The organism is Roseateles sp. DB2, from assembly GCF_051857535.1.
Classification (GTDB): Bacteria; Pseudomonadota; Gammaproteobacteria; order Burkholderiales; family Burkholderiaceae_C; genus Roseateles_B.
Map to the genome: position 1 here is coordinate 26219 of NZ_JBPZGY010000008.1, position 24375 is coordinate 50593.

A 24375-nucleotide genomic window follows, 5' to 3' on the forward strand; every position below is an offset into this window, starting at 1 on the left:
ACAAGAGCTCCGAAGAGCAAGGAGGGTGGCATGCGTGTTCTGGGACCCGTGCTGGGCCTGTTCGTGGCCTGGATCCTGGGCAACTGGTTCGGCTGGCGTGAGGGCGGCTTCGTGGCCCTGGGCGCCGTGATGGGCGGCGTGGCGGCCCATCTGCATCGTCGCGTGAGCCAGTTGCAGGCGCAGATGGCGCAGATGGATCAGCAGCTGGCCCTCCTGGGCCTGCCTCGCACGCAGGCCGCGACGGGGCCCCAGACAGCCGCCAGGCGGACAGAGGCCACTGAGCAGCCGGGCGACGCAGCGCCCGCCGTGCCTGTGCCTGCCTTCACACCCGACCCGATCGACACAGCTGCCGAGGCCCTGGCGGTATCGTCCCCTGCCGCGCTGGTTGCCGGCATCCACCCATCCGCGCCAGCACAGGCGGCACCCGCCAGCCCCGCCGCCCTCGCCCCACATGCCGCGGCAGCCCGCAGCGCGGCACTCGAGCCCGACGAGCGCAGCCTTTCTGTCACCAGCAGCCTTGCCGCCAGCGTGCTGGCCTGGTTCCGCGGCGGCAACACCATTGTTCGCGTCGGCGTGCTGGTGCTGCTGGTGGGCGTGGGCCTGCTGCTGCGCTATGCCGCCGAGCATGCGGTCATTCCTCTGCCCTGGCGCCTGGCCGGCAGCGCGCTGGGCGGCCTGGGCCTGACGGCGCTGGGCCTGCGCCTCACCCCGGGTCGCCGCGGCTACGGCCTGAGCCTGCAGGGCGCCGGCGTGGGCATTGCCTACATGAGCCTGTTCGCAGCCTTCCGGCTCTACGGCCTGATGCCCTCCGGCCTGAGCTTCGGCTTGATGGCACTGCTCTGCCTGGCCATCACCGCCTTGGCCCTGAAGCAGGACGCCTTGCCCCTGGCCGCGCTGGGCTTCGGCGGCGCCTTCCTGGCCCCGGTGCTGGTCTCCACCGGACAGGGCAGCCATGTGGCCCTGCTGAGCTACTACCTGCTGCTGAACGTCTCCATCGCCGCCATCGCCCGGCGCAAGCCCTGGAAGCTGCTGCACCTGGAGGGCCTGGGCTTCACCCTGGGCATCGCCTCGGCCTGGGGCTTCAAGGCCTACCGGCCGGAGCTCTTCGCGAGCACCGAGCCCTTCCTGATCGCCCATTTCCTGCTCTACCTCTACATCGGCGTGCAGTACACGCTGCACATGGTCGAGCGCAGCCGGCCCGGGCAAGACCTGGCCCTGGTCGACGGGAGCCTGTTCTTCGGCACGCCCATCGCCGCCTTCGGCCTGCAGGCCGCGATGCTGCGCCACCAGCCCCTGGCCCTGGCCTTCAGCGCGGCAGTGCTCTCAGGCCTCTACCTGGTGCTGGGGCGCCATCTGCTGCGCCGGGCAGGCAAGCGCGTGCTGCTGCTGGTCGAGGGTGCGCTGGCGCTTGGGCTGATCTTCCTGGCTCTGGTGACGCCCCTGGCCCTGGATGCCCGATGGACCAGCGCCGCCTGGGCGGTGCAAGGCGCCGGGGTGCTGTGGATCGCCCTTCGACAGCAGCGGCGCTGGGCTGCCGCGATGGGCCTGCTGCTGCAGGCACTGGCCTGCCTGGTCTATTGGGCGGAGCAGTCCGGCCTGCCGCAGACCTCGGGCGGATGGCTCTTCCTGAACACCGCCTGGCTGGGCCTGGGCCTGCTGGTGCTGGCACTGATGTTCAGCAGCCATGCCCTGCAGCGGCTGCCCCGCGACAGCGCGCTCGCCCGCAGCTTCGCGGAGCCCGTGGTGTCCTGGGCATTGCTGGGTGGTGCCCTCCTGCAGCTGTGGATCCCCGGAGTAGAGGAACTGGCGCGATGGGACCAGGCCCGCTACGCCCAGCCCCTGCTGGAATCGGGCTGGGGCGCCCTGCTGGCACTGGCCAGCGAAAGCCTGCGCCGACGCCTGCACTGGCCCGCCCTGGGTCTGGCCGCGCGCGGGCTCGCCGGCCTGGGCCTGCTCTTCGGCCTGGCCCTGCTGCTGCTGGCGCTGACCCGCATCGATGGCGACGCAGACACCCTGCTGCTGCGCCAGGGCGGGCTGGACATCGCCCTGCTGGGCCTGCTGGCCACAGCCTGGCTGCTGCATCGCCAGGACAGCGACGCGCAGAAGCCCGCGCCCCGAACACATCTGGCCCTGCTGACGCTGGCCGCCTGGCATCTGCTGCTGCATGCAGCAGCCCTGCCTTACGCCCTGGCGGTCGCCCACATCGGGCGCCATGAGGCCTGGACCCCGGCCGCGCTGATCCTGCTGCCCACCCTGGCCTGCCTGGCGATGCTGGGCCCGCGCCTGGCCCGGCACTGGCCGCTGCAGCCCCACCACGACTGGCTGCGCCAGACGGTGCTGCGCCCCTGGCTGGCCGTGCTGATGGGCTGGAGCCTGCTGGCCAACCTGGTGGGCAACGGCCGCATGGATCCGCTGCCCTCGCTGCCCCTGCTCAACCCGCTGGACCTGGCCCACGGCCTGGCCCTGCTGTATGCGCTGCGGCTGGGCCATGGCGAACCCGGCGGCAGCCTGGGCGGCCGCTGGCTGCGCTGCGGCGCCGCCCTGGGCTTCTTCTGGCTCAACAGCCTGCTGGTGCGCGGCCTGCACCTCTGGGCAGACACGCCGCTATGGCTCTACGGCGCGCTGGGCAACAGCCTGGTGCAGACCGGCCTCAGCCTGCTGTGGACGCTCAGCGCGCTGGCGACCATGGGCTGGGCCACCCGCCGGGCTCCTGCCGCCCTGGCGCGCAGCGCCTGGATGCTGGGCGCCGGCCTGCTGGGCGTGGTGGTGCTCAAGCTCTTTTTCCTGGACCTCGCCATGCTCAACAGTCTCATGCGCATCGCCAGCTTCCTCGCCGTGGGCCTGCTGATGCTGGTCATCGGCTACATCGCCCCCCTGCCTCCTGCCGCAGGGGAGGCCCGAGCCAAGGCCGCCCCATGAAGCTCAGCCGCCGCCAACTGGGCCTGTGCGGCCTGGCCTTGCTGACCCGGGGCGCCACGGCCTCGCCGGCCACGCAGGCCTCCGGTGCCACGTCGCCCGCCCTCGTGTGGGCGCCTCTGCAGGCCCAAGCCGGCGGCGGCCTGCAGCGCATGACGCTCGGCTGGGCACTGCTGCGAGCGGCGCCCGCCGGCTCGCTGGACACGATCCAGGTGCAGGACGCCAAGGGTCAGGTCTTGCCCAGCGCCTGGGCCGGTGCGCCGGCCCAGGCTCAATCCCGCCGGACGCTGCCGCTGCCCCTGTGGGCCTGGCCGGACGAGGCCCCGGTGGGACCCGCCGAGGGTGCTCGGTCGCTGGCCGTGGAACTCGACGCACAGGGCCGGGTCCGACGCATCCTCTCCAGCACCAGCCCCCAGGGGCCGGGCCACGGCGCAGGCCAGGGCCCCGCAAGCCGGCGCTGGCTCATGGACCTGTCGGCACTGCGCGACGCCGCCGAGCGGGCATTGGACCTGGCACTGGACTGGACCTCCCCACCGGAGGGTCAGGTCTTGTCCGCGCAGCTGGAAGGCAGCGACGACGCCCAGCACTGGCAGGCCCTGCGCAGGGCCCAACTGCTGGATCTGCCCGCAGCAGCCAGTGCGCCCGCGCTGCAGCTCAGGCACATCGACTGGCCGGCTGGGCAGGCCCTGCCGCGCTACCTTCGCCTGCAGTTCGACGCGCCAGTGCTGCTCAGGTCCGGCGCCTTGACGGTGGAGAGCCGCCAGCGGCCGGACCTGGCCACGGAGCTGCTGTCCTGGCAGGCCGAGCCCAGGGGCGTGGATGAGGCGCCTCGCTGGCGCCTGGACCTGCCCGTGGCACTGCGCCCGGAGGCCTTGCGCGTACAGCTGCCCGCGCTCAACCAGTTGCTGAGCCTGCGCCTGGAGCAACGCCAGCAGGACGGGCAGGCCTGGCAGGGGGTGCACCGCTTCGTGGCCTGGCGCATGCAGCGCGGGGGCGTGGAGGCGCAGTCGCCCGCCGAGCCGCTCCAGGCGGCGCCCGCCCGCCAATGGCGACTGGTGGCGGAGGGCCCCGTGCCCGCCGGCCTGGAGCAGGCCCCGCTGGACCTGCAGTGGCTCTGGCGGCCGCCTCAGCTGGTCAGCCTGCTGCCGGCAGATCCGGCCCTGCTGGCAGGCCTGCGCCTGCAGTTGAGCGCCAGCACCCAGGAGCCTGGCCGCCTCGCGCTTCGGACCTTGATGCCGGGCTACCAGCCGGGCAGCGAGTACCAGCTGCCCGAAGCGCTGCCAGGCCCGGTGCAGGCACAGGCCGCACACCCGGCGCCGCCCGCCTGGGAGGACCCGGCCACCCGCAAGCGCTGGGGCCTGTGGGCGGTGCTGGGCTTCAGCGTGGCTGGCCTGGCAGGCCTGGCCTGGCGGCTCAAGGGTGAGGTCACCAGCACCGAGCCGCCGCAGACGTGAACCCGCCGCCCGCCCATTTGTGGCGAACCGGCGGGTGGGCGAGGCCCCGTTTATGCCGCCCGTCATGACATAACATCCAGAAACCGCGACCCGCCTGCCCGACGCATGCCCGCCTCCTACACCCGCCAGGCCCTGACCTACGACGCCCTGGCCCTGCTGGGCCTCCTGGCCACCTGGCCCTTCAATCTGCAGTACCTGCTGCAGGGCGGGAGCCTGGCGCCCGCCGCCTTCTTCGGCGCCGCCTTCGCCAATACGCTGACCACGGCCTTCACCCTGGACCTGCTCGTGGCCGCCCTGGCCTTCGCGGTCTTTGCCGTGGTGGATGGCCGACGCGCGGGGGTCCGGCGGCCCTGGCTGTATGTGCTGCTGTGCTGGAGCACCGGCCTGGCCATTGCCCTGCCGCTGTACCTGGCACGCCGGGAGCAGGCCAGAGCCGCCCAGGTGCACTGAGGTCGCGCAGCCTGCTCATTGCCTGTGCGCTGCCAGGCGACCTGCGTCGCATCGGCGGCCTTTGCAGCATTTACGGCATTTACGGCCGCAGTTGGCACGAACCGGCCCTTGTGCAGCTCCGGCGGCGCCTGCGGCTGTTAAACTCCGTGCATTGCTGCCGTCTCGCTTTCCTCAGCAGCATTCTGTGCGTCTGCCAGTGGCCCCAGGGCCGTCGCCAGACGCAACGGCCTGCAGCCGTCCTCCACCAGGGACGCCCGCGCCCCCAGGCAAGCTCGTCTGGCTCATCGATTCCGGACGCCGGCAAGGCCGGCAGGCCCAGCGCGGAATCCTGAACTGCACACCCGCGATGCACACGATCGTCGCCATCGACCGCGTGCCTCTCCAACGCCCCCTGCCCACGCCGTCTGCCCCAGACACGCGGGCGTCCACTTTCTGATTGCTGTTGACCTGCACCCTGCGCCCTTGGCAGCCTTGTCCTGCCCCTCCTCGAGTCGTACTGGCGGCGCTCGATCTGCAGCGTCGACCCACCCACGATTCAATAAAGGACTGATCCATGGCCAAAGAAGAACTGATCGAGATGCGCGGCAAGGTCGACGAAGTGCTGCCGGATTCGCGCTTTCGCGTGACCCTGGAGAACGGGCACTCGCTGGTGGCTTACACCGGCGGCAAGATGCGTCGCCACAACATCCGCATCCTGGCAGGCGACCAGGTCTCGCTGGAACTCTCGCCCTACGACCTGAACAAGGGCCGCATCACCTTCCGGCACCTGGAAAACCGCGGCCCCATGGGCGGCGCACCGCGCCGCCGCTTCTGAGGCACGGCGGCCCGCCAAAGCCGCCCCCCACACACCTCAGCGCCAGGCCTCTCGTCAGGGAGGCCTTTTCAATGGCGCCGTGACTGGCACCCAGGCTCAGTGCCAGCGCGCCAGGGCGCGCTCGCTCGCCCGGATCTCCAGCGCATTGCCGCTGGGATCCCGAATGAACATGGTCCAGCGCTCATCCGCCCGCCCCTCGTGCTGGCAGTGAGGCGGCACCTCGAAGCGGGTGCCCGCGGCCATCAGGCGCTGGGCGAGGTTGCGCCACTGCGGAAGCGACAGGCAGACATCCAGCAAGCAGGCTGGGGCGTCCGGCGCGCCGGCATCGTCCAGCCAGACAGCCAGGGGCTCGCCAAAGAAGTCGAAGGACAGCGCCCGATCTCGGGACGCCGACTCCCTGCACCCGAGCAGCTCGCCATAAAAGGCACGTGCCTGGGCCAGGTCATGAACGCGGATCGCCCAGGCGGCGGGCCTGGCGTCAGGGGAAGCGGCGACGGCTGTGAGCATCCTTGAATCTCCTGAAAATTCTGGATACCAGCGGACACGGTCACGCAAGGTCTTGTTGCATCGGCCGTTCAGAATAGCCAAGCCGCCGCGCGCTGGCGAGCGCGCCCAGGGGGGCACTTGCGCGCATGCGACGCCCGCCTGTCCCTCAAAGCTGTGGCATCGTGCGGAGCATGAGCAAGGAACTGCCCTCATCCTTCAAGCTGCTGACGATCTGGCTGCTGATCCTCACCGCCGTCTTCCTGGCCGCACAGGCCTGGCAGCACCAGCGCGAACGGCCGCGCTTCACGCTCAACGAGCGCGAGCTGCGCCTGCAGCGGGGGCCGGACGGCCATTTCCACTGGCCCGGCCACCTGGGCGGGCAGGAGACCGTCTTCCTCGTCGACACCGGCGCCACCACCACGGCGCTCCCCCGCGCCCTGGCTGAGCGGCTGGGACTGCGTCCGCTCGCGACCCTGCGCAGCAGCACGGCTGGCGGGGTGGTCGAAGGCTATGCCGCCGAAGTCGACCTGAGCCTGGAAGGCGGCCTGAAAGCCCCACGCCTGCGCGTGGTCGTGCTGCCGACTCTGGACGCCCCGCTGCTGGGCATGGACGTGCTGGGCCGGCTGAAGTTCAGCCAGCAAGCCGGCGAATTCACCGTGGAGCTTCAACGATGACCTTCAGACACTGGCTGCTCGCCGGTACGGCCTGCCTGACCCTGCTGCTGAGCCACCCTGCACATGCGCAGGACTGCCCCCCCGCGCTGCCGCCCCCGAATCCCGCCCTGCTGGCCCAGCCGCCGGCCGGCACCCCCGACCGGGGCCTGCTGTGGCAGCTGGAGAAGGACGGCCGCAGCGCCTGGCTCTATGCCAGCATTCACCTCGGCCGCCCCGAGTGGCTCCTCCCCGGCCCGCGCCTGCAGGCGGCGCTGGCGAGCAGCGACACCCTGGCCCTGGAACTCGACCTCAGCGACCCGCAGGTCTTGCAGACACTGACCGGCCCGGTCCCGGGCCGCCCCACGCTGACGCTGCCGGCCGAGCTGCAGACCCGCATGCAGGCCCTGGCCCGGCGCTACTGCACCGACCTCTCGCCCTACGCCCGCCTGCATCCCGTGCTGCAGCTGGGCCAGTTGGTGGCGCAAAGCGCCCGCAGCGAAGGGCTGGGGGCCGAGTTCGGCCAGGAGATGGGGCTGATGATCCAGGCCCAGCTGCGCGGCCTGCGCCTGACCGGCCTGGAGACGGCCGTGCTGCAGCTGCAGGCCCTGATCCCAGCGGGCCGCAAGGAAGCGCTGGAAGAGGTGCGCGAAGGCCTGCGGCAGCTGGAGTCGCCCGAGGTGCGCCGCCAGACCCGCCGCCTGGCCGAGGCCTGGGCCCAGGGCGACCTGGCCACCCTGGAAAGCTACGAGCAGTGGTGCAACTGCGTGCACACCGCCGCCGACCGGGCCGCGCTGAGGCGCACCATCGCTGAGCGCAACCCCGGCATGGCCGAGGGCATCGCCAAGCTGCATGCCAAGGGTCAGCGCCTGCTGGTGGCCGTGGGCGCCCTGCACATGACGGGCGAGGGCAGCTTGCTGGAGGCCTTGCGGGCGCGTGGCTTCGCGATCACGCAGCGGTGGCCCGAGCCACGCTGATCGACGAGCTGCGCGCCCTTGGCGCTACCATGGCGCCATCACCCCAGGAGGCCCCATGGCAGACAGCAACAGCTTCAGCAAGTTCGTGCCCGGTTTCGAGTTCCTGCAGGGCTTGGTCAAGAACGCCGGCGCGGCCCTGCCGGGCATCGGCCAGTGGGTCGCCCCCACGCTGAACCCGGAGGAGCTGTCCAAGCGCATCGAGGAGCTGCGCACCGTGCAGTTCTGGCTGGAGCAGAACGCCCGGATGCTGGGCGCCACCATCCAGGCGCTGGAGGTGCAGCGCATGACGCTGTCCACGCTGAAGTCCATGAACGTGCCGCTCACCGAGCTGAGCGAGACGCTCAAGGTGCCGCCCATCCCCGAGTACAAGCTGCCCGAGATGCCCGGCATGCCGCCCGCCCCCAAGGCCCGCAAGCCCGCATCCAAGGTGGCCGCCAAGTCCGACGAGACAGCGGCAGCGCCAGCCTTGGGCGCGGTGGACCCCATGCAGTGGTGGTCCGCGCTGAGCAACCAGTTCACCCAGCTCGCCACCCAGGCCATGAAGGACGGCGCCACCGACGCCGCCAAGAACCTGGCCGGCGCCATGGTCAAGCAAAGCTTCGACGCCGCGGGCGAGACCATCAAGAAGGCCGCGGCCATGCCGCTCAACGTCGCCAAGAGTGCCGCGGCGGCGGCAGGCGCAGCGGCGGGTGCGGCCGCCGGTGCCGCAGCCAATGCAGCCATCAAGCCCGCGACCAAGGCCGCGCGCAAGGCGGCACCGGCCCGCAAGCGCATCACGCGCTGAGGGGCCAGCGGCCTTTCGTTCAGCGATGCCCCTCGCCTGATCCGACTTCCCTGCACGCATGGCCGCGTCCCGCATCCCGCCCATCCAGTGCCTGCTGGCCTTCGAGGCCGTGGCCCGCCTGCGCAGCGTGAGCCTGGCGGCCGAGGAGCTGAGCGTGACACCCAGCGCCGTCAGCCACCGCATCCGCCAGTTGGAGACGCAGCTGGGCTTCAAGCTCTTCGGGCGGGACTTCGCGCCCACGGACGACGGCCAGCGCTACCTGCCCTCGGTGCGTCAGGGGCTCAAGGCCCTGCAGCAGATCCCGCGGCCCGACGGCGCCGGGCTGCAGCCGGCCCGCCTGCGCCTGGCGGTGACGCCCACCTTCTCGCGCCAGATCCTGCTGCCGCGCCTGGCCCTGTTCCGCCACGCCTATCCCGAGGTCGAGCTGGTGATGCAGGTGGCCATCCCGCTGGCCAACACCAAGGCCGAGGACGCCGACCTGGAAATCCGCTACGGCACTGGCGACTACCCCGGCCTCGAATACCGTCGCATCCTCAGCGACGAGCTCACGCCAGTCTGCAGCCCCGAGTACCTGCACGAGTTCGGCCCCTTCGACGGCTTCGACAGCGCCGAAGACATCCGCCGGGCCCGCCTCATCCGCAGCCCCCTGGACCCCTGGAGCACCTGGTTCGAGGCCCATGGCATCCACCTGGACGAGCCCCGCACCGGCGCGCAGTTCAACGACGTCGGCCTCGTGCTGGACGCCGCGGCGGCCGGCTTCGGCGTCGCGCTGATGCGCATGAAGCTGGGCCTGACCTGGCTGGACAGCGGGCGCCTGCTGCGCCTCTCGCCCCGCACCGTGCCCTCGCCCTTTCACCATTACCTGTGCTGGAAGCCGGGAGCGATGGAGCGCTGGGAGTGCGCGGCCTTTGCGGACTGGCTGTTCAAGGCCCTGGGCTAGCAGCGCGGCATGCCGGTCACGCCCTTTCACTTCGGACTGGGCGCCGCCCTGCACGGCGCTGCGCCCCGCCATCTGAGCTTCCTCGCCTTCTGCGCCGCCAACGTGCTGATCGACGTGGAGTCCATCTGGAACCTCCTGCGCGGACAGCCCCAGGTCCATGCCTTCTTCCATACCTATGTCGGCGCAACGCTCGCCGGCCTCGCGACGGCCGCGCTGTGCGGGCTGTGGCGGCGCTGGCGGCTGGGGCAGCCGCTGCCGCCGCCGTACCGGCGCTCGCTCCTGCTCGGCGCCCTGCTGGGTGCCTGGAGCCACGTGATGCTGGACAGCATCATGCACACCGACATCCGCCCGCTGGCGCCGTTCAGCGAGTCCAACGCGCTCTTTCGCCTCATCGCGCTGCCCGAGCTGCACCTGATCCTCCTCGGGCTGGGTATGCTGGGCGGAATGGCCGCCTGGCTGCGGCGGCTGCAAGAGGGAGACCGTTGAGCATGCACGTCGAGACCCTGACGCTGGAGCGTGTGTTCGATGTGCAGCGGCCGACCATCGGACGCAGCCGCGACACCACCTCGGACTTCTCCTTCGAGGCACAGGGCCGCAAGGTGTACGGCCTCAACGCGCCCGGCACCCCGAGCCTGAAGGCGGGCGACCGGGTCAGCTTCGTGCTTCGGGAGTCCGGCAACTTCCAGTCGCTCGTGGGATGGCACAACCACACCACGGGCGAGGACGTGCTGCCCAGGCACCGCTCCCTGGGCCGCGGCCTCTTCCACGCCGGAGTCATCCTGGTCTTCGGATGGATGATGTTCTCGACGGCGGAGCAGCCCGGCGTCCGTCTCATGACTGGCGGCCTGTTCGTCCTGTTCGTCCTGTTCGCCATCAGCGCCGTGCAGAACGCCTGGCAAGGCCAGCAGGCGCCCGTGTCATCCGGTCACTGCGGGAATCAGCCGAGGGCCGCTGACAACAGCTTGACGTCTCCGCGATGACGGCCTCCGGATCTACCCTGTGTCCGCCGCCGCTTTGAAATTTCCTCAAGGAGCAGCCCGCCAGGATTCACGCAGCGCGCGGCCCTGCCCCCGCACCATCGCTCCCCAGCGGCTCCTTCCCCAGAGCCCACCACAAGAGCGACTGGAGACAACCATGGTCTGGCAACAGGTCTACAACCCCTTTGACAACATGCTGCTCAGCACGCTGGTGGCCGCCATCCCGGTGGTCGTCATGCTGCTGGGCCTGGGCGTGTTTCACCTCAAGGCCCATGTGGCTGCGGCGGCCGGCCTGGCGAGCGCGATGCTGATCGCCATCGTGGCCTTCGGCATGCCGGCGGGCATGGCCACGCGGGCCGCGCTGCTGGGCGGGCTCACCGGCCTGCTGCCCATCGGCTGGATCGTGCTGAACATCATCTTCCTGCACCAGCTGACCGAGCAGAACGGCAGCTTCAAGGTCCTGCAGGATTCCATCGCCGGCATCACGCAGGACAGGCGTCTGCAGCTGCTCCTGATCGCCTTCGCCTTCGGCGCCTTCTTCGAGGGCGCGGCCGGCTTCGGCACGCCGGTGGCGGTGACGGCGGCCATCCTGATCGGCCTCGGGTTCTCGCCCCTGGCCGCCTCGGGCCTCTCGCTGATCGCCAACACCGCGCCCGTGGCCTACGGGGCCCTGGGCACGCCGGTGATCACGCTGGCCAAGGTGCATGGCTACGACCTGATGGCCGTCTCCGGCATGATCGGTCGCCAGCTGCCCTTCTTCTCGCTGCTGGTGCCCTTCTGGCTGATCTGGGCCTTCGCCGGTCGCAAGGCCATGATGGAGATCTGGCCCGCCATCCTGGTGACCGGCCTCTCCTTCGCCATCCCGCAGTACCTGGTGAGCAACTTCATCGGCCCGGAGCTGGTGGACGTGATCGCGGCCATGGTCTCCATGAGCTGCCTGGTGGGCTTCCTGCGCGTCTGGCAGCCGAAGACCGTGTGGACCTCCGTCTCGCTGAAGGGCCATGAGAAGGACGGCGGCACCGCCCTGCCGCCGCAGAAGCCGCAGGTGCACCCGCGCGGCGCCGTCATCAAGGCCTGGACGCCCTGGGTGATCCTGACCGTCTTCGTCTTCGCCTGGGGCCTGCCGGCCACCAAGAACGCGCTGAACGGGATCTTCGCGCCCAAGTTCGCCATCGAGGGCCTGCACAAGCTGGTGCAGAAGGTCGCCCCCGTGGTGCCGACGCCGCACAACGAAGCGGCCGAATACGTGTTCAACCTGCTGTCGTCCACCGGCACGGGCATTCTCGTCGCCGCGATCGTCGGCGGCCTGGTGATGGGCTACGGCCTCCCGGCCCTGGTGCGCACTTTCTTCAAGACGGTCTGGCTGGTGCGCACCTCGCTGCTGACCATCGTGCTGATGCTGGCCCTGGGCACGCTGACGCGCTATAGCGGCCTGGACACGACGCTGGGCCTGGCCTTTGCCGGCACCGGCGTGCTCTACCCCTTCTTCGGCACGCTGATGGGCTGGCTGGGCGTGGCGCTGACGGGCTCGGACACGGCGTCCAACGTGCTCTTCGGCGGCATGCAGAAGGTGGCGGCCGAGCAACTGGGCCTCAATCCCAACCTGATGGGCGCTGCCAACAGCTCGGGCGGCGTGATGGGCAAGATGATAGACGCGCAGTCCATCGTCGTGGCCTCCACCGCCACCCGCTGGTTCAACCACGAGGGCGACATCCTGCGCTACGTCTTCTTCCACAGCATCGCCCTGGCCTGCCTGGTGGGGATTCTCGTCACGCTGCAGGCCTATGTGCCGCCCTTCACCTGGATGGTGTGGTGAGTCGCCGCCGCGCCCCGAGGCGGGGCTACAGTGCTGCACTGAGCCCCGCCCCCTGCACGAAGCCCCTGCCATGAACGCGAACGACGCCGTCACGCTCTCCCCCGCCGAGCGCAGCCAGCGCCAGCACCGCCTGGTGCAGGCCCTGCGCGCCCTGCTGCCCGCCCACGCCCTGCTGTGGCAGGCGGAAGAGACCACGCCCTATGAGTGCGACGGCCTCTCCGCCTACCGCGCCCGCCCGCTGGCCGTGGCCCTGCCCGAGACCGAGGCGCAGGTGGCCGCCGTGCTGCGCTGCTGTCTCGAACTGGAGATTCCGGTGGTGGCGCGCGGCGCAGGCACAGGCCTCTCGGGCGGCGCGCTGCCGCATCCTGACGGGCTGGTGCTCTCGCTGGCCCGGCTCAACCAGATCCTGGACATCGACCCCCTCGCCCGCACTGCCCGCGTGCAGTGCGGCGTGCGCAACCTGGCCATCTCCGAGGCGGCAGCGCCCCTGGGCCTCTACTACGCGCCGGACCCCAGCAGCCAGATCGCCTGCACCATCGGCGGCAACATCGCCGAGAACTCCGGCGGCGTGCACTGCCTCAAGTACGGCCTGACGCTGCACAACGTGCTGCGGGTGAAGGGCTACACGGTGCGCGGCGAGGCCGTGGAATTCGGCTCCGCGGCCCTGGACGTGCCAGGTCTTGATCTGCTGGCCACCGTGGTCGGCAGCGAAGGCATGCTGGCCGTGGTGACCGAGGTGACGGTGCGCCTGCTGCCCCGCCCCGTGCTGGCGCGCTGCATCATGGCCAGCTTCGACGACGTGCGCAAGGCCGGGCAGGCCGTGGCCGACCTCATCGCCGCCGGCATCATCCCGGCCGGCCTGGAGATGATGGACAAGCCCATGACCGCCGCGGTGGAAGACTTCGTCCACGCCGGCTACGACCTCAGCGCCGAGGCCATCCTGCTGTGCGAGAGCGACGGCACGCCGGACGAGGTCGAGGAGGAAATCGAGCGCATGAGCGCCGTGCTGCGGGCCAGCGGCGCCACGCAGATCTCGGTGAGCGCCGACGAAGCCCAGCGCCTGCGCTTCTGGAGCGGCCGCAAGAACGCCTTCCCGGCCTCGGGCCGCCTGAGCCCGGACTACATGTGCATGGACTCCACCATCCCGCGCAAGCGCCTGGCCGACATCCTCCTGGCCATCGCCGAGATGGAAAAGAAGTACGGCCTGCGCTGCGCCAATGTCTTCCACGCGGGCGACGGCAACCTGCACCCGCTCATCCTCTTCGATGCCAACGACCCCGACCAGCTCGACCGCTGCGAGCGCTTCGGCGCCGAGATCCTGGAGACCAGCGTGGCTCTGGGCGGCACCATCACCGGCGAGCATGGCGTGGGCATCGAGAAGCTCTCGTCCATGTGCGTGCAGTTCAGCCCCGAGGAACTGCAGCAGATGCGCGACTTCAAGGCCGCCTTCGACCCGCAAGGCCTGCTCAACCCCGGCAAGCTCATCCCCAGCCATGCGCGCTGTGCGGAATACGGCAAGATGCATGTCCGTCAAGGCCTGCTGGCCTTCCCTGATCTGCCGAGGTTCTGAATGACCGCATCCGCCATGCCCTCCCCCCGCACCGCGCCGGCCGACCTGGGTCAGCTGCAGGCCCGCATCCGCGAAGCCGCGGCACGGGGTCAGGTCTTGCAGATCCAGGGTCAGGGCAGCAAGCAGTTCTACGGCGGCACGCTGCAGGGCGAGCTGCTGGACCTGACCCTGCTGCCTGGGCTCAGCGGCATCAGCGCCTACGAGCCCAGCGAGCTGGTGGTGACGGCCAAGGCCGCCACGCCCCTGGCCGAGCTGGAAGCCCTGCTTGCCGCACAGGGCCAGCACCTGGCTTTCGAGCCGCCCCGCTTCGAGGGCCGCGGCACCGTAGGCGGCATGATGGCGGCCGGGCTCTCGGGGCCCTCGCGCGCCACCCAGGGCTCGTTGCGGGACCATGTACTGGGCCTCACCATGATCAACGGCCGCGGCGAGCTGCTGAGCTTCGGCGGCACCGTGATGAAGAATGTGGCCGGCTACGACCTGCCCCGCCTCATGTGCGGCGGCCTGGGCGTGCTGGGCGTGATCGTCGAGGTCTCGCTGAAGGTCCTGCCCCTGCCGGTGGCGCGCTGCACCCTGCGCTTCGACATGCCCGAGGCCGAGGCCCTGCAGCAGATGAACCGCTGGTCCGGCCTGCCCCTGCCCCTGCGTGCCAGCGCGGCCTGGGACGGCGCCCTGGTGCTGGAGCTGGCCGGTGCCGAGCGCGCCGTGGCCGCCGCCCGGCGCGAGCTGGGCGGCGAGCTGATCCCCGAGGACCTGGCCGCCGGCTTCTGGCGCGGGCTGCGGGACCACAGTGACGAGTTCTTCGTTGGCGCCCACCGCGCGGTGCAGGGGGGTGCCAAGCTGTGGCGGCTCTCGCTCCCGCAGACGGCGCCCAGCCTGCGCATCCCCGGCGAGCAGATGATCGAGTGGGGCGGCGCCCAGCGCTGGGTGACCACCCCCCTGCCCGCGGCGCAGCTGCGCGAGCTGGCCGCGCAGGCCGGCGGCCACGCCACGCTGTTCCGCGCGCTGGACAAGTCCGACGGCGTGTTCAGCCCCCTGAGCGCGCCGCTGGCCCGCATCCACCGCGATCTCAAGACCGCCTTCGACCCTGCCGGCGTCTTCAACCGCGGCCGGCTCTACCCCGACTTCTGAGCGTCCCCACGGAGCGCCCCCGGACCATGCAGACCCGCCTCGCCCCCGAATTCCTGAACACCACCGCCGGCGAGGCAGCCGAGGCCATCCTGCGCCGCTGCGTGCACTGCGGCTTCTGCACCGCCACCTGCCCCACCTACCAGCTGCTGGGCGATGAGCTGGACGGCCCGCGCGGCCGCATCTACCTGATCAAGCAGGTGCTGGAGGGTGCCGAGCCCACCCGCGCCACGCAGGCGCACCTGGACCGCTGCCTCACCTGCCGCAACTGCGAGAGCACCTGCCCCTCGGGCGTGCAGTACGGGCAGCTGCTGGAGATCGGCCGCGAGATCGTGGACCGCAAGGTGCCCCGGCCCTCCACCGAGCGTGCCGTGCACTGGCTGCTGCGCGAGGGCCTGACCTCGCCGGTCTTCCCTGCGGCCGCCCGGCTGGGCCAGGCCCTGCGGCCGCTCGTGCCCGTGGCCCTGCGCGAGAAGCTGCCGCCCAAGGCCGGCCCACGCGCCCACCAGTGGCCCACCCGCAGCCACCCGCGCAAGATGCTGATGCTGCTGGGCTGCGTGCAGCCGTCGCTGATGCCCAACATCAACGCCGCCACCGCCCGCGTGCTGGACGCCATCGGCATCCAGACCCTGGTGGCCGACGACGCCGGCTGCTGCGGCGCCATCCGCGCCCATCTGCACGACGAGGCCGGCGGCCTGGACGACATGCGCCGCAACGTCGACGCCTGGTGGCCCCTGGTCGAGGGTCTGGCCGGCGGCGGCCCGGTCGAGGCCCTGGTGATGAATGCCTCGGGCTGCGGCGTGATGGTCAAGGATTACGGCCGGCTGCTGGCCCACGACCCCGCCTATGCCGAGCGCGCGGCCCGCATCAGCGCCCTGTGCAAGGACGTCAGCGAGCTGCTGGCGCCCGAGACCGGCGCCTTGCAGCAGGCCCTGGCGAAGGCACAGGCCGTGCCGGGCCCCAAGCCCCGCCTGGCCTACCACCCGCCCTGCACCCTGCAGCACGGCCAGCAGCTCAAGGGCGGCGTCGAGGCCCTGATGCGCGCGCTTGGCTTCGACATCCAGGTCTCCCGCACCGAAAGCCACCTCTGCTGCGGCTCGGCCGGCACCTACTCCCTGCTGCAGCCCCAGCTCGCCCACCAGCTGCGTGACCGCAAGCTCGCCGCCCTGGCGCCGCTGCAGGGGGACTGCACGGTGTCGGGCAATATCGGCTGCATCCAGCATCTGCAGTCCGGCACCGAGCAGCCGGTGCGGCACTGGGTGGAGGTGCTGGACGAGGCCTTGGGCGGGGCCTGAAGGCCGCGACGGGCGGACCTCGTCCATTCGGAAAGCGGCACACCATGCCAGCCATTGGCTGGCGCGCTGTCAATGCTGGCGACTGTGTGCCTGCTCGTTGTGCCTGCTCGTTGTACCTGCACGTGTGCGCACGGCCTGAGCACGCGCAAGCCCTCCTGCCGCTCGCGGCCGAAAGTGCTGCCCCGGGCGTCGGGTCGACCCAGACCGCGGCCAGGCCTGCAAGAATCCGGGGCACCACCACCTGCCCCTCGGAGCCCGCATGTCCAAGCCTGCCTTCACCGTCAAAGCCTTCGGCCTCTACGTGATCGTCCTGGGCCTGTGCCTGGTGCTGGCGCCCAACCTCTTGCTCTCAGTGTTCGGCATGCCGCCGACCTCGGAGGTCTGGATTCGCGTCGTCGGCCTGCTGGCCTTCAACATCGGCGTTTACTACGTCTACGCTGCCAAGTGTGAGGCCCGGGCCTTCTTCCAGGCCTCCGTCTATTCGCGCGTCCTGGTGCTCGTGGCCTTCGCCGCCTTCGCAGGCCTTGGGCTGGCCAGCCCCGTGCTGGTGGTGTTCGGCCTGGCGGATTTCGCGGGAGCGGTCTGGACGCAACTGGCCTTGCGGGCAGAGAGGGCAACGGCCTGACTGGCTGAGCAGGGTCAGATCCTGCCTCGGTCCCTGCCGGCAACAAGACTGCCTGGCGCCCTCGGATGAGCCCGCCATGCGGGCCGGCGCAGGGCCTGGCGTCTTGCCCCTGAGGATCGGGCCAAGCAAGACCTGACCCCCATCGGGGGGAGTGAAAACATCACGACGCGGCCGGCGCGGCCGTGTACAGACGCTGCACAATCGCTCGCCGCCCGGTGGGGCCCCGTTCGACGGTGCCCCACCGGCGCATCCACCACCGCAGCGAGGAATTGCACTTGAGCGCTCTTGTCATCAAAGCCTGGCGGGCTGACACCAAGCCCGTCGACGGCCAGAACACCTTTGTGAGCATCACCGGCCGGGAGGGCGGCCTGATCGCCTGGCTGCTGTCGCTGATGGGGGTGGACCCCACGACCACCATCCGCGTCGGTCTGGAGCGCGTCGAGTTCTCCAGCGCCTCGCTGGCCGGCACGGAATCACGCATGGTGCCGCTGCAGAGCGTGTGCTCCACCTACTACGGCTATCACAAGCCCTGGAAGGCCGCAGCGTCCGTCATCGCCCTCTTCGCCTTCCTGGGCTTCTCCTTCGCCGCGCCCTCGTCTCACACCTCGGGCGAGGGTTTTTCACTGACCACCTTGGCGTTGACCACCGGCCTGGGCACTGTCTTCGCCCTGCTCTACTACTTCCTGAACAGAACCCTGACCCTGGGCTTCGTCGAGCACAGTGGTGCCGTGTGTGCCATCCGCTTCAAGCGCTCGGTCATCGAGAACGTGGACATCAACGAGGAGCAGGCGCGATCGGTGTGCACCATCGTCCAGCGCCTGATCGAGGCCAAGGAGAAGCGCGCGCTGCAGGCGGCGCGAAGCTGAGCCAGCGACAGCGCCTCTAGCGCCGCCCTGCGCTTGCTGATCCGGGTGTTGCGATACGACGCCAAGGCTGCGCTGGACCTGGGCGAGCAGGCGGCGCGGACGGATATCGCCAAGGGCTTGCTACGCCGCCACGCCCGCAGGCCTGGCGCTGCTCGCTGACCCTCCCGGCCATCTTCGTGCTGCATGGCAGCACCGTGCTGGAAGGCTAACCTGCCTCCTGCGTGCCACCCCTCGAAATCGGCCACAATCCGCCGGAGCGACGACCGTCCTTCCCGGCACCCGTCGCACGGACATTGCGCCAGGACCCGCCATGCTGACCATCGACTTCTGGAACCTCATCGACCGCAGCCGCAAAGCCGCCCAAGGCGATGCCCAGGCCCATCTGGACCTTCTCAACGAGGCGCTGCGCGAGTTGCCCGCCGGGGACCTCGTCAGCTTCCAGCACTGGTTCGATGACTACGAAGCCCGCGCCAACAGCTGGGCGCTGTGGGGCGCGGCCTACCTCATCGGCGGTGGCTGCTCCGATGACGGCTTCCTGGACTTCAAGGGCTGGCTGATCTCCCGGGGAGAAAAGGTCTTCGAGGCTGCGGTGAAGGATCCGGACAGCCTGGCCAAGGTCGTGCAGCGTGACGAAGACTGCCAGGTCGAGGGCTTCTCCCTCGCCGCCCGCTGGATATGGTGCGAGAAGACCGGCGAGGACTTCGCCCATTTCCCACCCTCCCCCCTGGCACGGCCTGGCACCGAGATCGCTGGCGAGCCTTGGGAAGAAGACGATCTGCCCCGGCTGTTCCCCAAGCTGGCGAAGAAGTTTGCCGGCTGAGCCCGGTGCGACGAGGACCGCTCGGTCGTCACGGAGCACGACCGAGGCAGAGGACCCAACTCCCGTCGCTGCCGGCACCGGGCTCTGCTCGTTCGGACAGGCGCTTGTGGGATTCAGAGCCGTGCCGCCACAATCAGGGCACACTTCGCACGGTCCGCGTGCCAACCGCGCCCTTTCATGCCAGCCATCACCCATGCGCTGGCCAGCCCCCGGAGTAAGCATGAACATGAAGAACGCTTGGGTCGCAGCCGCCTGCCTCCTGACGGCCACCGCGGCCTCCAGCGCCGAAGTGTCGGTGCCTCTGCACATGGCAGAGAAACAGGGCACCGGCGCCGCCCTTGGCACCGTCCGCATCGTCGAGACGCCCTACGGCCTCGCCTTCCACCCCACGCTGAAGGGGCTGGTGCCGGGACTGCACGGCTTTCACATTCACGAGAAGCCCTCCTGCGATTCCGCCGAGAAGGACGGGGCGCTGGTGCCGGCCCTTGCGGCAGGTGGGCACCTGGATCCGCAGGGCACGAAGAAGCACGGCGAGCCCTGGGGCGACGGTCATCTGGGGGACCTGCCGCCCCTGTATGTGGCGGCCGACGGCACGGCCGTCACCCCGGTGCTCGCGCCCCGCCTGAAGCTGGCCGACGTGCACAAGCGCTCGATCATGGTCCATGCAGGCGGCGACAACCATGCCGATCACCCCATGCCCCTGGGCGGTGGCGGCGCCCGCGTGGCCTGCGGTGTGATCGAGTGAGCCTGGCGCAGCCGGGCCTCAGCCCTGCTGCGCATGCTCCAGCGCCTGCCACAGAGGCTCCAGGGCCTGGGCGTCGGCCTCCTCGTGGTCGATGTCGGCGTCCTCGCCATGGGCCGCCTGCTGGATGGGCTCCACCATGTGCACATCGAACTCCCCCGGTACCAGACACAGCGCCAGCGTGGCGCGCGAGAGTGCCGCCGGGCCTGAATCGGCGATGCCCATCAGCACCTCCGTCACGGCCAGCAGCCGCCCCAGCGGCGTGAGTGCCTCGCCGGCCAGACGCAAGGGATAGCCACTGCCATCCAGGCGCTCGTGGTGCTGGCTGATGGCCTTGCCCAGAGCCTCGGGATAGTCGGTGAGCCGCTGCATCAGCTGCTGGCCCACGACGGGATGCGAGACCACATGCCGATAGGCGGCGGCGTCAAAGGCCGTGTCGTCTTCGAGGTAGCGAGGATCCAGGTACATCTCTCCCAGGTCATGCAACAGGCCACCCAGCAGGGCCAGGCGCAACTCGTAGCGATCCCAGTCCTGGGCCGCCGCCAGGGCCATGGCTTCCAGTGCGTGGGCGAAGACGGCGGGACGCGTGGTCTGCACCGTCGTCAGCAGCAACTGGGCGGCCGGGTGCAGCGGCAGATGGCTCACCTCCTCCAACAGCTGGCCAAGCCGCGGCGCCAGCAACAGGCCGACGCCACCGCGGCGCTCGCTGAGCACCTGCAGGCCCTGGACCAACTGGGCCGTTGTCACCCCGTCGGCGGCGCGCAGGCAACTTCGATGGGAGCACGCAGCTTGCGCTCCAGCAGGCGCTGGTGCAGGGTGTGGGACACCGGCTGGTCCCGGCTCCAGAACTTGACGCCGTGCTCATCGACGATGTCCTCGGAGGCCACGATCTGGCGCAGCTCGGCCGTGGCCATGATGGCCGCCACCACATGCTCATTGGCACTCGCAGGTGCTGCATTCGTCTGGCTCATCAAGCCTCCCTGGCCGATGCTGGAACGAGGGGGGATCAGGCGGCATCCGGGCCAGCCTTGTCCTGGCGGCAGTCAGGAGGCGGTCAGGACTGGCGCAGCGCAAGCCAGCGCCACCCGGATGAGACCAATTGCATGGCGATAACGACCATTTAAGACCAGTTGCACCTTCTTTCGCCCGCCTTAGCCTTTCTGCGCCCTGGCGCGTCCCGGCTGCCATCCAGGTGTTGTCACAGGGCTGTCGCCAGCAGACCCTTCAATGAATGAGTGGGCCGCAGACCAATCTTTTGCTCAGAACCGCCCCACAACCTAACTTTCTAGACACACTCCCCACCATGCCACGACGCCCGGTCTGCAGGACACCGCCGCCAGTGGCATCGACACCCCGCCGGCCCGTGCAGGGCATGCGGTGCAACTCAACCCCCAACTCCCGCACACCATGAAAAAGATCTCTCTCCTGGCCGGACTCGGCCTGGGCATGACGCTGGCGCAGGCCGACATCATCCCCGCCATCGGCAACAGCCAGTACATCGCCACTGCCCGCTACAACGGCAGCAGCATCAGCTATGCCGAGAACCGCTATGGCAGCGGCCCGCTGGCCGAGATGGCTGCGGCCATGCAACGCCTGCCCATGCTCGTGCAGAACGGTCTCAACACCGCGGTGACCAACAAGGCCAGCAACAGTGGCGGCAGCTTCCTGCGAGGCAGCCTCACGGGCGATCCCACGCTCACCATCGCCCCACAGGTCAATGGCGTCACCTTCATCCAGCTCAGCGGCTGGAGCTACACGGCCGCGACGCGCTACACCGGCAAGAAGCTGGGCATCATCAGCTACGACTGCACGAACACCCTGAGCCTGCGCAACGTCAGCATCACCGGCCAATACGGTGCCGTGGACGGCAAGCTGCAGGAAGACAAGATCGGCGTGACGGCCGACGTGTCGTCGAGCACGGACTGCGACTCCAATCTCAGCTGGATCCTGCCCTTCGTCGGGGACTTCATCATCGGGCAGATCACCTCGCGCCTGGACGCCGGCTTCGTCGCCTCCGCCCAGCAGTCTCTGGGCGAGGCCAAGGACCATCTGCTCTTTGATCGGACCTCCAACTACCTCAGCGGCCTGAACAAGCTCGTGCCGGTGGACAAGGTCATTCCCTTGCCCAATGGCAGCAGCTTCCCGCTGGGCCAGTACATCCAGAACAACCTGCCCTACCTGATAGGCAACAGCCAGCTGACCCTGAAGCTGGGCCAGGGCGTGCAGGTCCGGCCCAGGTTCGGGGGCGAGCCCGCGACCACCACCGAGACCGGCCTGGTACTGGACCTCAGCCTCAGTTCGCCCGCCTTCTCCTTTGGCGTGGGCATGGTCGAGCAGGCCCAGGTGAAATGGACCTGGGTGTGCAGCTGGCAGAACCCCACCAAGCGCTGCCATCCCGACTATTGACCCTCAGGCGAGCCCGCCGGTCCGGGCCAGCCTGCCCAGCGCCATCGCGCGGCACCCTGCCGCGCGATGGCGCATACTGCCACCCTTTCGAGCCCCTGACCATCGTCTGACCATGTCTCTGTTCGCCTCGCTGCGCCCGCTGACCGCCCTCCTCGGCCTGAGCCTGCTCCAGGCCTGCTCGACGCTGCCGCCCCCGGCGCCCGCCGCCCCGCCGCGCCTGGTGGTCTTCATGGCTGTGGACGGCCTGCCCATGCGCCAGGTGCTGGCCTACCGCGACCAGTTGGCGCCCGACGGCTTCCGGCGCTTCCTGGACCGCGGCCGGTGGTTCTCCGAGGCCCACCATGGTCATGGCTACACAGTCACGGCGGCCGGGCATTCGGTGATGCTCAGCGGGGCCTACCCACAGCGCAGCAGCATCATCGGCAACGAGTGGGTGGACCCTCAAACGCGCCAGGATCGCTACAACACCGACGACCCGGGCCATCGCTACCTGGGCCACACCACGCCCGCCCTGGCCGGCACCAGCCCGCGCAACTACCGCGTCGAGACCGTGGGCGACGTGCTGCGCACCCTGCATCCACAGGCCCGCGTGATCGGCATCTCGGGCAAGGACCGCGGCGCCATCCTGCCCAGCGGGCACAAGGGCACGGCCTACCTCTACATGCAGAGCAGCGGCGGCTTCTCGACCAGCGACTACTACCTGCCCGCGCTGCCCGCCTGGGCCCGGGCCTTCAACGAGGCCCACCCGGCCGACCGCTACTTCGGCCGCAGCTGGGAGCCCCTGCTGAAGGATCCCCAGGCCTACGACCGCTCGGTGCCGGACGGCCAGCCCTGGCAGTCCGACAGCGGCAACGGCAATCGTCTGCCCGCTGTGGTGGGCGCGGGCATGGCAGCACCCGGGCCGACCTTCTGGGCAAACCTGCTGCCCTCACCCTTCGCCGACGAACTGACCCTGGACTTCGCCCGCGCCGCCCTCCAGGGCGAGCATCTGGGCGAGGACGAGGTCACCGACCTGCTGAGCATCAGCCTGTCCAGCCACGACTACATCAACCATGCCTTCGGGCCAGAGTCGCGCCTGTCGCATGACCATTTCCTTCACCTGGACCGCTACCTCCAGGCCTTCTTCCAGACCCTTGACGAGCGCGTGGGCCGGGACCGCTACATGGTGGTGCTGACGGCGGACCATGGCTTCCTGGACACCCCCGAGTGGGCCCGCTCGCAAGGCCGGGATGCCGGCCGCGTGCCGCTCAAGACACTGATGGGCGCCGTCAACGACGGCCTGGCGGTGCAGTACGGCGAGGGTCCGTGGGTCACGCACTGGTCGGCCACGGGCATGCTGTTCGACGAAGCCCGCATCCAGGCCCGCGGCCTGGACCGCGATGCCGTCTATGCCGCGGCAGCAAAGCTGGCCGAGCAGGTACCCGGCATTGCTGCGGCCTTCACCCGGGCGCAGCTGAGCCGTGAGGGGCCTGCGCCGGAGCTCCTGCACCGCATGCGCCTGTCCTGGCACCCGGACACGGCCGCGCCGCTGCAGATCGTCGTCAAGCCGGGCTGGATGATCAGCAGCAAGACCACCGGGACCACGCACGGCTCGCCCTACCGCTACGACACCCATGTGCCCATCCTGGCCTGGGGCCCGGCCTGGTGGGGCCAGGGCGAGGTGAAGCAGCCGGTGGTGGTGGCCGACATCGCGCCCACGCTGGCCCGCATGCTGGCCCTGCCGCCGCCGGCCCAGGCGCAGGGTCAGGTCTTGCCGGTGCCGGGGCTGAAGCACTGAGGCAGGCGCGCCGGCCAGATCCATGTGATCCCGCGGCGCACAGATGCAGATCACTTGCTGCCCGCACTGTGCCAACTCCCATGACAAGCCTGCCACAGGTCAACGCATCGACGCAGGCAAGTCACTGATTTCACTGCATCAACCCGTAGTGGCCTGGCTTTTGCTTAAGCGCGGCGGGCCCGCCCGAGCTCGCCTTGACGGCTCCCCGGCTGGCCGGGAGCATGCGGGCTTCAACGCCACAAATCAGGGGGTTCCCATGCGCAAACTCAGCACTGCCTGTGCGGCTCTGGCCGCCTTCACATTCAGCGCCATCCCGGCGCTCTCCAGCGCCGCTCCCGTGACCATGGGGTTTGAGGGCGTAGCGGATGACAGCGGCCAGGTCGTGCCCGGCACGCCCTATACGGAGGCCAGCTATCAGCTGGTCAATCTCGCGCCCAGCCCCTATTCGGACGGCATCTTCGGGAAGTACGCTTCCAATTCCAATGGCAGCGCCACCTTTGTCTTCTGCGCCTACGACTCCACCTGCTATGCCGGCACGGCCATCAAGCTGACGGGCCCGCAGCCCTTCTCCCTGAAGAGTATCGACGTGGGCAATTGGGAGCGGGGCTACCTGCCCGGCAGCATGGAGCTGATCGGCACGCTGGTGGGCGGCGGCACGGTGTCCACCATGCTGAGCACCTCCGACCTCTGGTCCTCCCACCTCCTGGCCGGCTTCGACATGCTGACCAGCGTGGAGTTCCGCGGCCACGGAACCTACGCCGTGGCCTTCGACAACCTGGTGCTGGATGCCAGCCACAGCGTGCCTGAACCCGGCAGCCTCGCGCTGCTGAGCCTGGCTGTTGCAGGCCTGGGACTGCGCGGACGCCGACGGGCGGGCTGAGCACG

Annotated in this window: 24 protein-coding genes; 21 read left to right on the forward strand and 3 right to left on the reverse strand. The window is 70.0% G+C overall.

Features of this window, described 5'->3' with window-relative positions:
* Nucleotides 1–30 precede the first annotated feature (30 nt).
* The 4 genes from ACS5PK_RS13565 to infA all read left to right on the forward strand — a co-directional run bounded on the left by ACS5PK_RS13565 (nucleotide 31) and on the right by infA (nucleotide 5634).
* The gene (locus ACS5PK_RS13565; protein ID WP_439440785.1) at nucleotides 31–2919 is read left to right on the forward strand and encodes a DUF2339 domain-containing protein; all 2889 of its coding nucleotides are present in this window, start codon (nucleotides 31–33) and stop codon (nucleotides 2917–2919) included.
* A complete protein-coding gene (locus tag ACS5PK_RS13570; RefSeq protein ID WP_439440786.1) occupies nucleotides 2916–4370 on the forward strand; it encodes a DUF3999 family protein in 1455 nt (484 codons plus the stop codon). Before ACS5PK_RS13565 ends, ACS5PK_RS13570 begins: the two co-directional genes overlap by 4 nt.
* Nucleotides 4371–4475: 105 nt before the next feature.
* The gene (locus tag ACS5PK_RS13575) at nucleotides 4476–4820 is read left to right on the forward strand and encodes a DUF2834 domain-containing protein (protein ID WP_439440787.1); all 345 of its coding nucleotides are present in this window, start codon (nucleotides 4476–4478) and stop codon (nucleotides 4818–4820) included.
* 553 nt (nucleotides 4821–5373) lie between these two features.
* Nucleotides 5374–5634, forward strand: a complete 261-nt coding sequence (infA, locus tag ACS5PK_RS13580; RefSeq protein WP_439440788.1) for a translation initiation factor IF-1 — start codon at nucleotides 5374–5376, stop codon at nucleotides 5632–5634.
* Nucleotides 5635–5730: 96 nt separating this feature from the next.
* Here infA and ACS5PK_RS13585 read toward each other — a convergent pair whose 3' ends face one another.
* Complete coding sequence (locus ACS5PK_RS13585) at nucleotides 5731–6141, reverse strand: VOC family protein (RefSeq protein WP_439440789.1); 411 nt, start codon at nucleotides 6139–6141, stop codon at nucleotides 5731–5733.
* Nucleotides 6142–6311: 170 nt separating this feature from the next.
* Between ACS5PK_RS13585 and ACS5PK_RS13590 the strand changes: the two genes are divergently transcribed.
* From ACS5PK_RS13590 to sodC, 14 genes are all read left to right on the forward strand, one after another.
* The gene (locus tag ACS5PK_RS13590) at nucleotides 6312–6794 is read left to right on the forward strand and encodes a retropepsin-like aspartic protease family protein (protein WP_439440790.1); all 483 of its coding nucleotides are present in this window, start codon (nucleotides 6312–6314) and stop codon (nucleotides 6792–6794) included.
* Nucleotides 6791–7747 carry a TraB/GumN family protein gene (locus ACS5PK_RS13595; protein WP_439440791.1) on the forward strand — a complete coding sequence of 319 codons (957 nt, stop codon included), beginning with the start codon at nucleotides 6791–6793 and terminating at the stop codon, nucleotides 7745–7747. The genes ACS5PK_RS13590 and ACS5PK_RS13595 overlap by 4 nt, the downstream gene beginning before the upstream one ends.
* A 55-nt stretch (nucleotides 7748–7802) precedes the next feature.
* Nucleotides 7803–8531, forward strand: a complete 729-nt coding sequence (locus ACS5PK_RS13600) for a PhaM family polyhydroxyalkanoate granule multifunctional regulatory protein (protein WP_439440792.1) — start codon at nucleotides 7803–7805, stop codon at nucleotides 8529–8531.
* A 58-nt stretch (nucleotides 8532–8589) separates the two neighbouring features.
* A complete protein-coding gene (locus ACS5PK_RS13605) occupies nucleotides 8590–9471 on the forward strand; it encodes a LysR substrate-binding domain-containing protein (RefSeq protein WP_439440793.1) in 882 nt (293 codons plus the stop codon).
* A 9-nt stretch (nucleotides 9472–9480) separates the two neighbouring features.
* Nucleotides 9481–9957, forward strand: coding sequence for a metal-dependent hydrolase (locus ACS5PK_RS13610; RefSeq protein WP_439440794.1), 477 nt, complete (start codon nucleotides 9481–9483; stop codon nucleotides 9955–9957).
* 2 nt (nucleotides 9958–9959) lie between these two features.
* Entirely contained in the window at nucleotides 9960–10451 is a 492-nt protein-coding gene (locus ACS5PK_RS13615; RefSeq protein ID WP_439440795.1) for a hypothetical protein, read from the forward strand.
* A gap of 154 nt (nucleotides 10452–10605) precedes the next feature.
* A complete protein-coding gene (locus ACS5PK_RS13620) occupies nucleotides 10606–12264 on the forward strand; it encodes an L-lactate permease (protein WP_439440796.1) in 1659 nt (552 codons plus the stop codon).
* 70 nt (nucleotides 12265–12334) lie between these two features.
* Nucleotides 12335–13834 carry an FAD-linked oxidase C-terminal domain-containing protein gene (locus ACS5PK_RS13625; RefSeq protein ID WP_439440797.1) on the forward strand — a complete coding sequence of 500 codons (1500 nt, stop codon included), beginning with the start codon at nucleotides 12335–12337 and terminating at the stop codon, nucleotides 13832–13834.
* 15 nt (nucleotides 13835–13849) lie between these two features.
* Nucleotides 13850–14962 (forward strand): glycolate oxidase subunit GlcE, encoded by a 1113-nt coding sequence (gene glcE, locus ACS5PK_RS13630; RefSeq protein WP_439440798.1) that lies wholly within the window; start codon nucleotides 13850–13852, stop codon nucleotides 14960–14962.
* A gap of 26 nt (nucleotides 14963–14988) precedes the next feature.
* On the forward strand, nucleotides 14989–16254 hold the full coding sequence (gene glcF / locus ACS5PK_RS13635) for a glycolate oxidase subunit GlcF (protein WP_439440799.1): 1266 nt from the start codon (nucleotides 14989–14991) through the stop codon (nucleotides 16252–16254).
* 259 nt (nucleotides 16255–16513) lie between these two features.
* Nucleotides 16514–16879, forward strand: a complete 366-nt coding sequence (locus ACS5PK_RS13640) for a hypothetical protein (protein WP_439440800.1) — start codon at nucleotides 16514–16516, stop codon at nucleotides 16877–16879.
* Nucleotides 16880–17154: 275 nt separating this feature from the next.
* A complete protein-coding gene (locus ACS5PK_RS13645; protein WP_439440801.1) occupies nucleotides 17155–17745 on the forward strand; it encodes a hypothetical protein in 591 nt (196 codons plus the stop codon).
* Between the two features lie 310 nt (nucleotides 17746–18055).
* A complete protein-coding gene (locus ACS5PK_RS13650) occupies nucleotides 18056–18565 on the forward strand; it encodes a DUF4240 domain-containing protein (RefSeq protein WP_439440802.1) in 510 nt (169 codons plus the stop codon).
* Nucleotides 18566–18791: 226 nt separating this feature from the next.
* Nucleotides 18792–19310, forward strand: a complete 519-nt coding sequence (gene sodC, locus ACS5PK_RS13655) for a superoxide dismutase [Cu-Zn] SodC (protein WP_439440963.1) — start codon at nucleotides 18792–18794, stop codon at nucleotides 19308–19310.
* 18 nt (nucleotides 19311–19328) lie between these two features.
* On the opposite strand, the gene ACS5PK_RS13660 is transcribed toward sodC, so the two are convergent.
* Nucleotides 19329–20054: an HD-GYP domain-containing protein gene (locus ACS5PK_RS13660; protein ID WP_439440803.1), complete on the reverse strand. Its 726-nt coding sequence runs from the start codon at nucleotides 20052–20054 to the stop codon at nucleotides 19329–19331.
* Nucleotides 20051–20278 carry a hypothetical protein gene (locus tag ACS5PK_RS13665; protein WP_439440804.1) on the reverse strand — a complete coding sequence of 76 codons (228 nt, stop codon included), beginning with the start codon at nucleotides 20276–20278 and terminating at the stop codon, nucleotides 20051–20053. The genes ACS5PK_RS13660 and ACS5PK_RS13665 overlap by 4 nt, the downstream gene beginning before the upstream one ends.
* 436 nt (nucleotides 20279–20714) lie before the next feature.
* On the opposite strand from ACS5PK_RS13665, the gene ACS5PK_RS13670 reads away from it, so the two are divergent.
* From ACS5PK_RS13670 to ACS5PK_RS13680, 3 genes are all read left to right on the forward strand, one after another.
* On the forward strand, nucleotides 20715–21713 hold the full coding sequence (locus tag ACS5PK_RS13670; protein ID WP_439440805.1) for a hypothetical protein: 999 nt from the start codon (nucleotides 20715–20717) through the stop codon (nucleotides 21711–21713).
* A 112-nt stretch (nucleotides 21714–21825) separates the two neighbouring features.
* Nucleotides 21826–23490: an alkaline phosphatase family protein gene (locus tag ACS5PK_RS13675; protein ID WP_439440806.1), complete on the forward strand. Its 1665-nt coding sequence runs from the start codon at nucleotides 21826–21828 to the stop codon at nucleotides 23488–23490.
* 256 nt (nucleotides 23491–23746) lie between these two features.
* Entirely contained in the window at nucleotides 23747–24370 is a 624-nt protein-coding gene (locus ACS5PK_RS13680) for a PEP-CTERM sorting domain-containing protein (RefSeq protein WP_439440807.1), read from the forward strand.
* The last annotated feature ends 5 nt before the right edge of the window (nucleotides 24371–24375 follow it).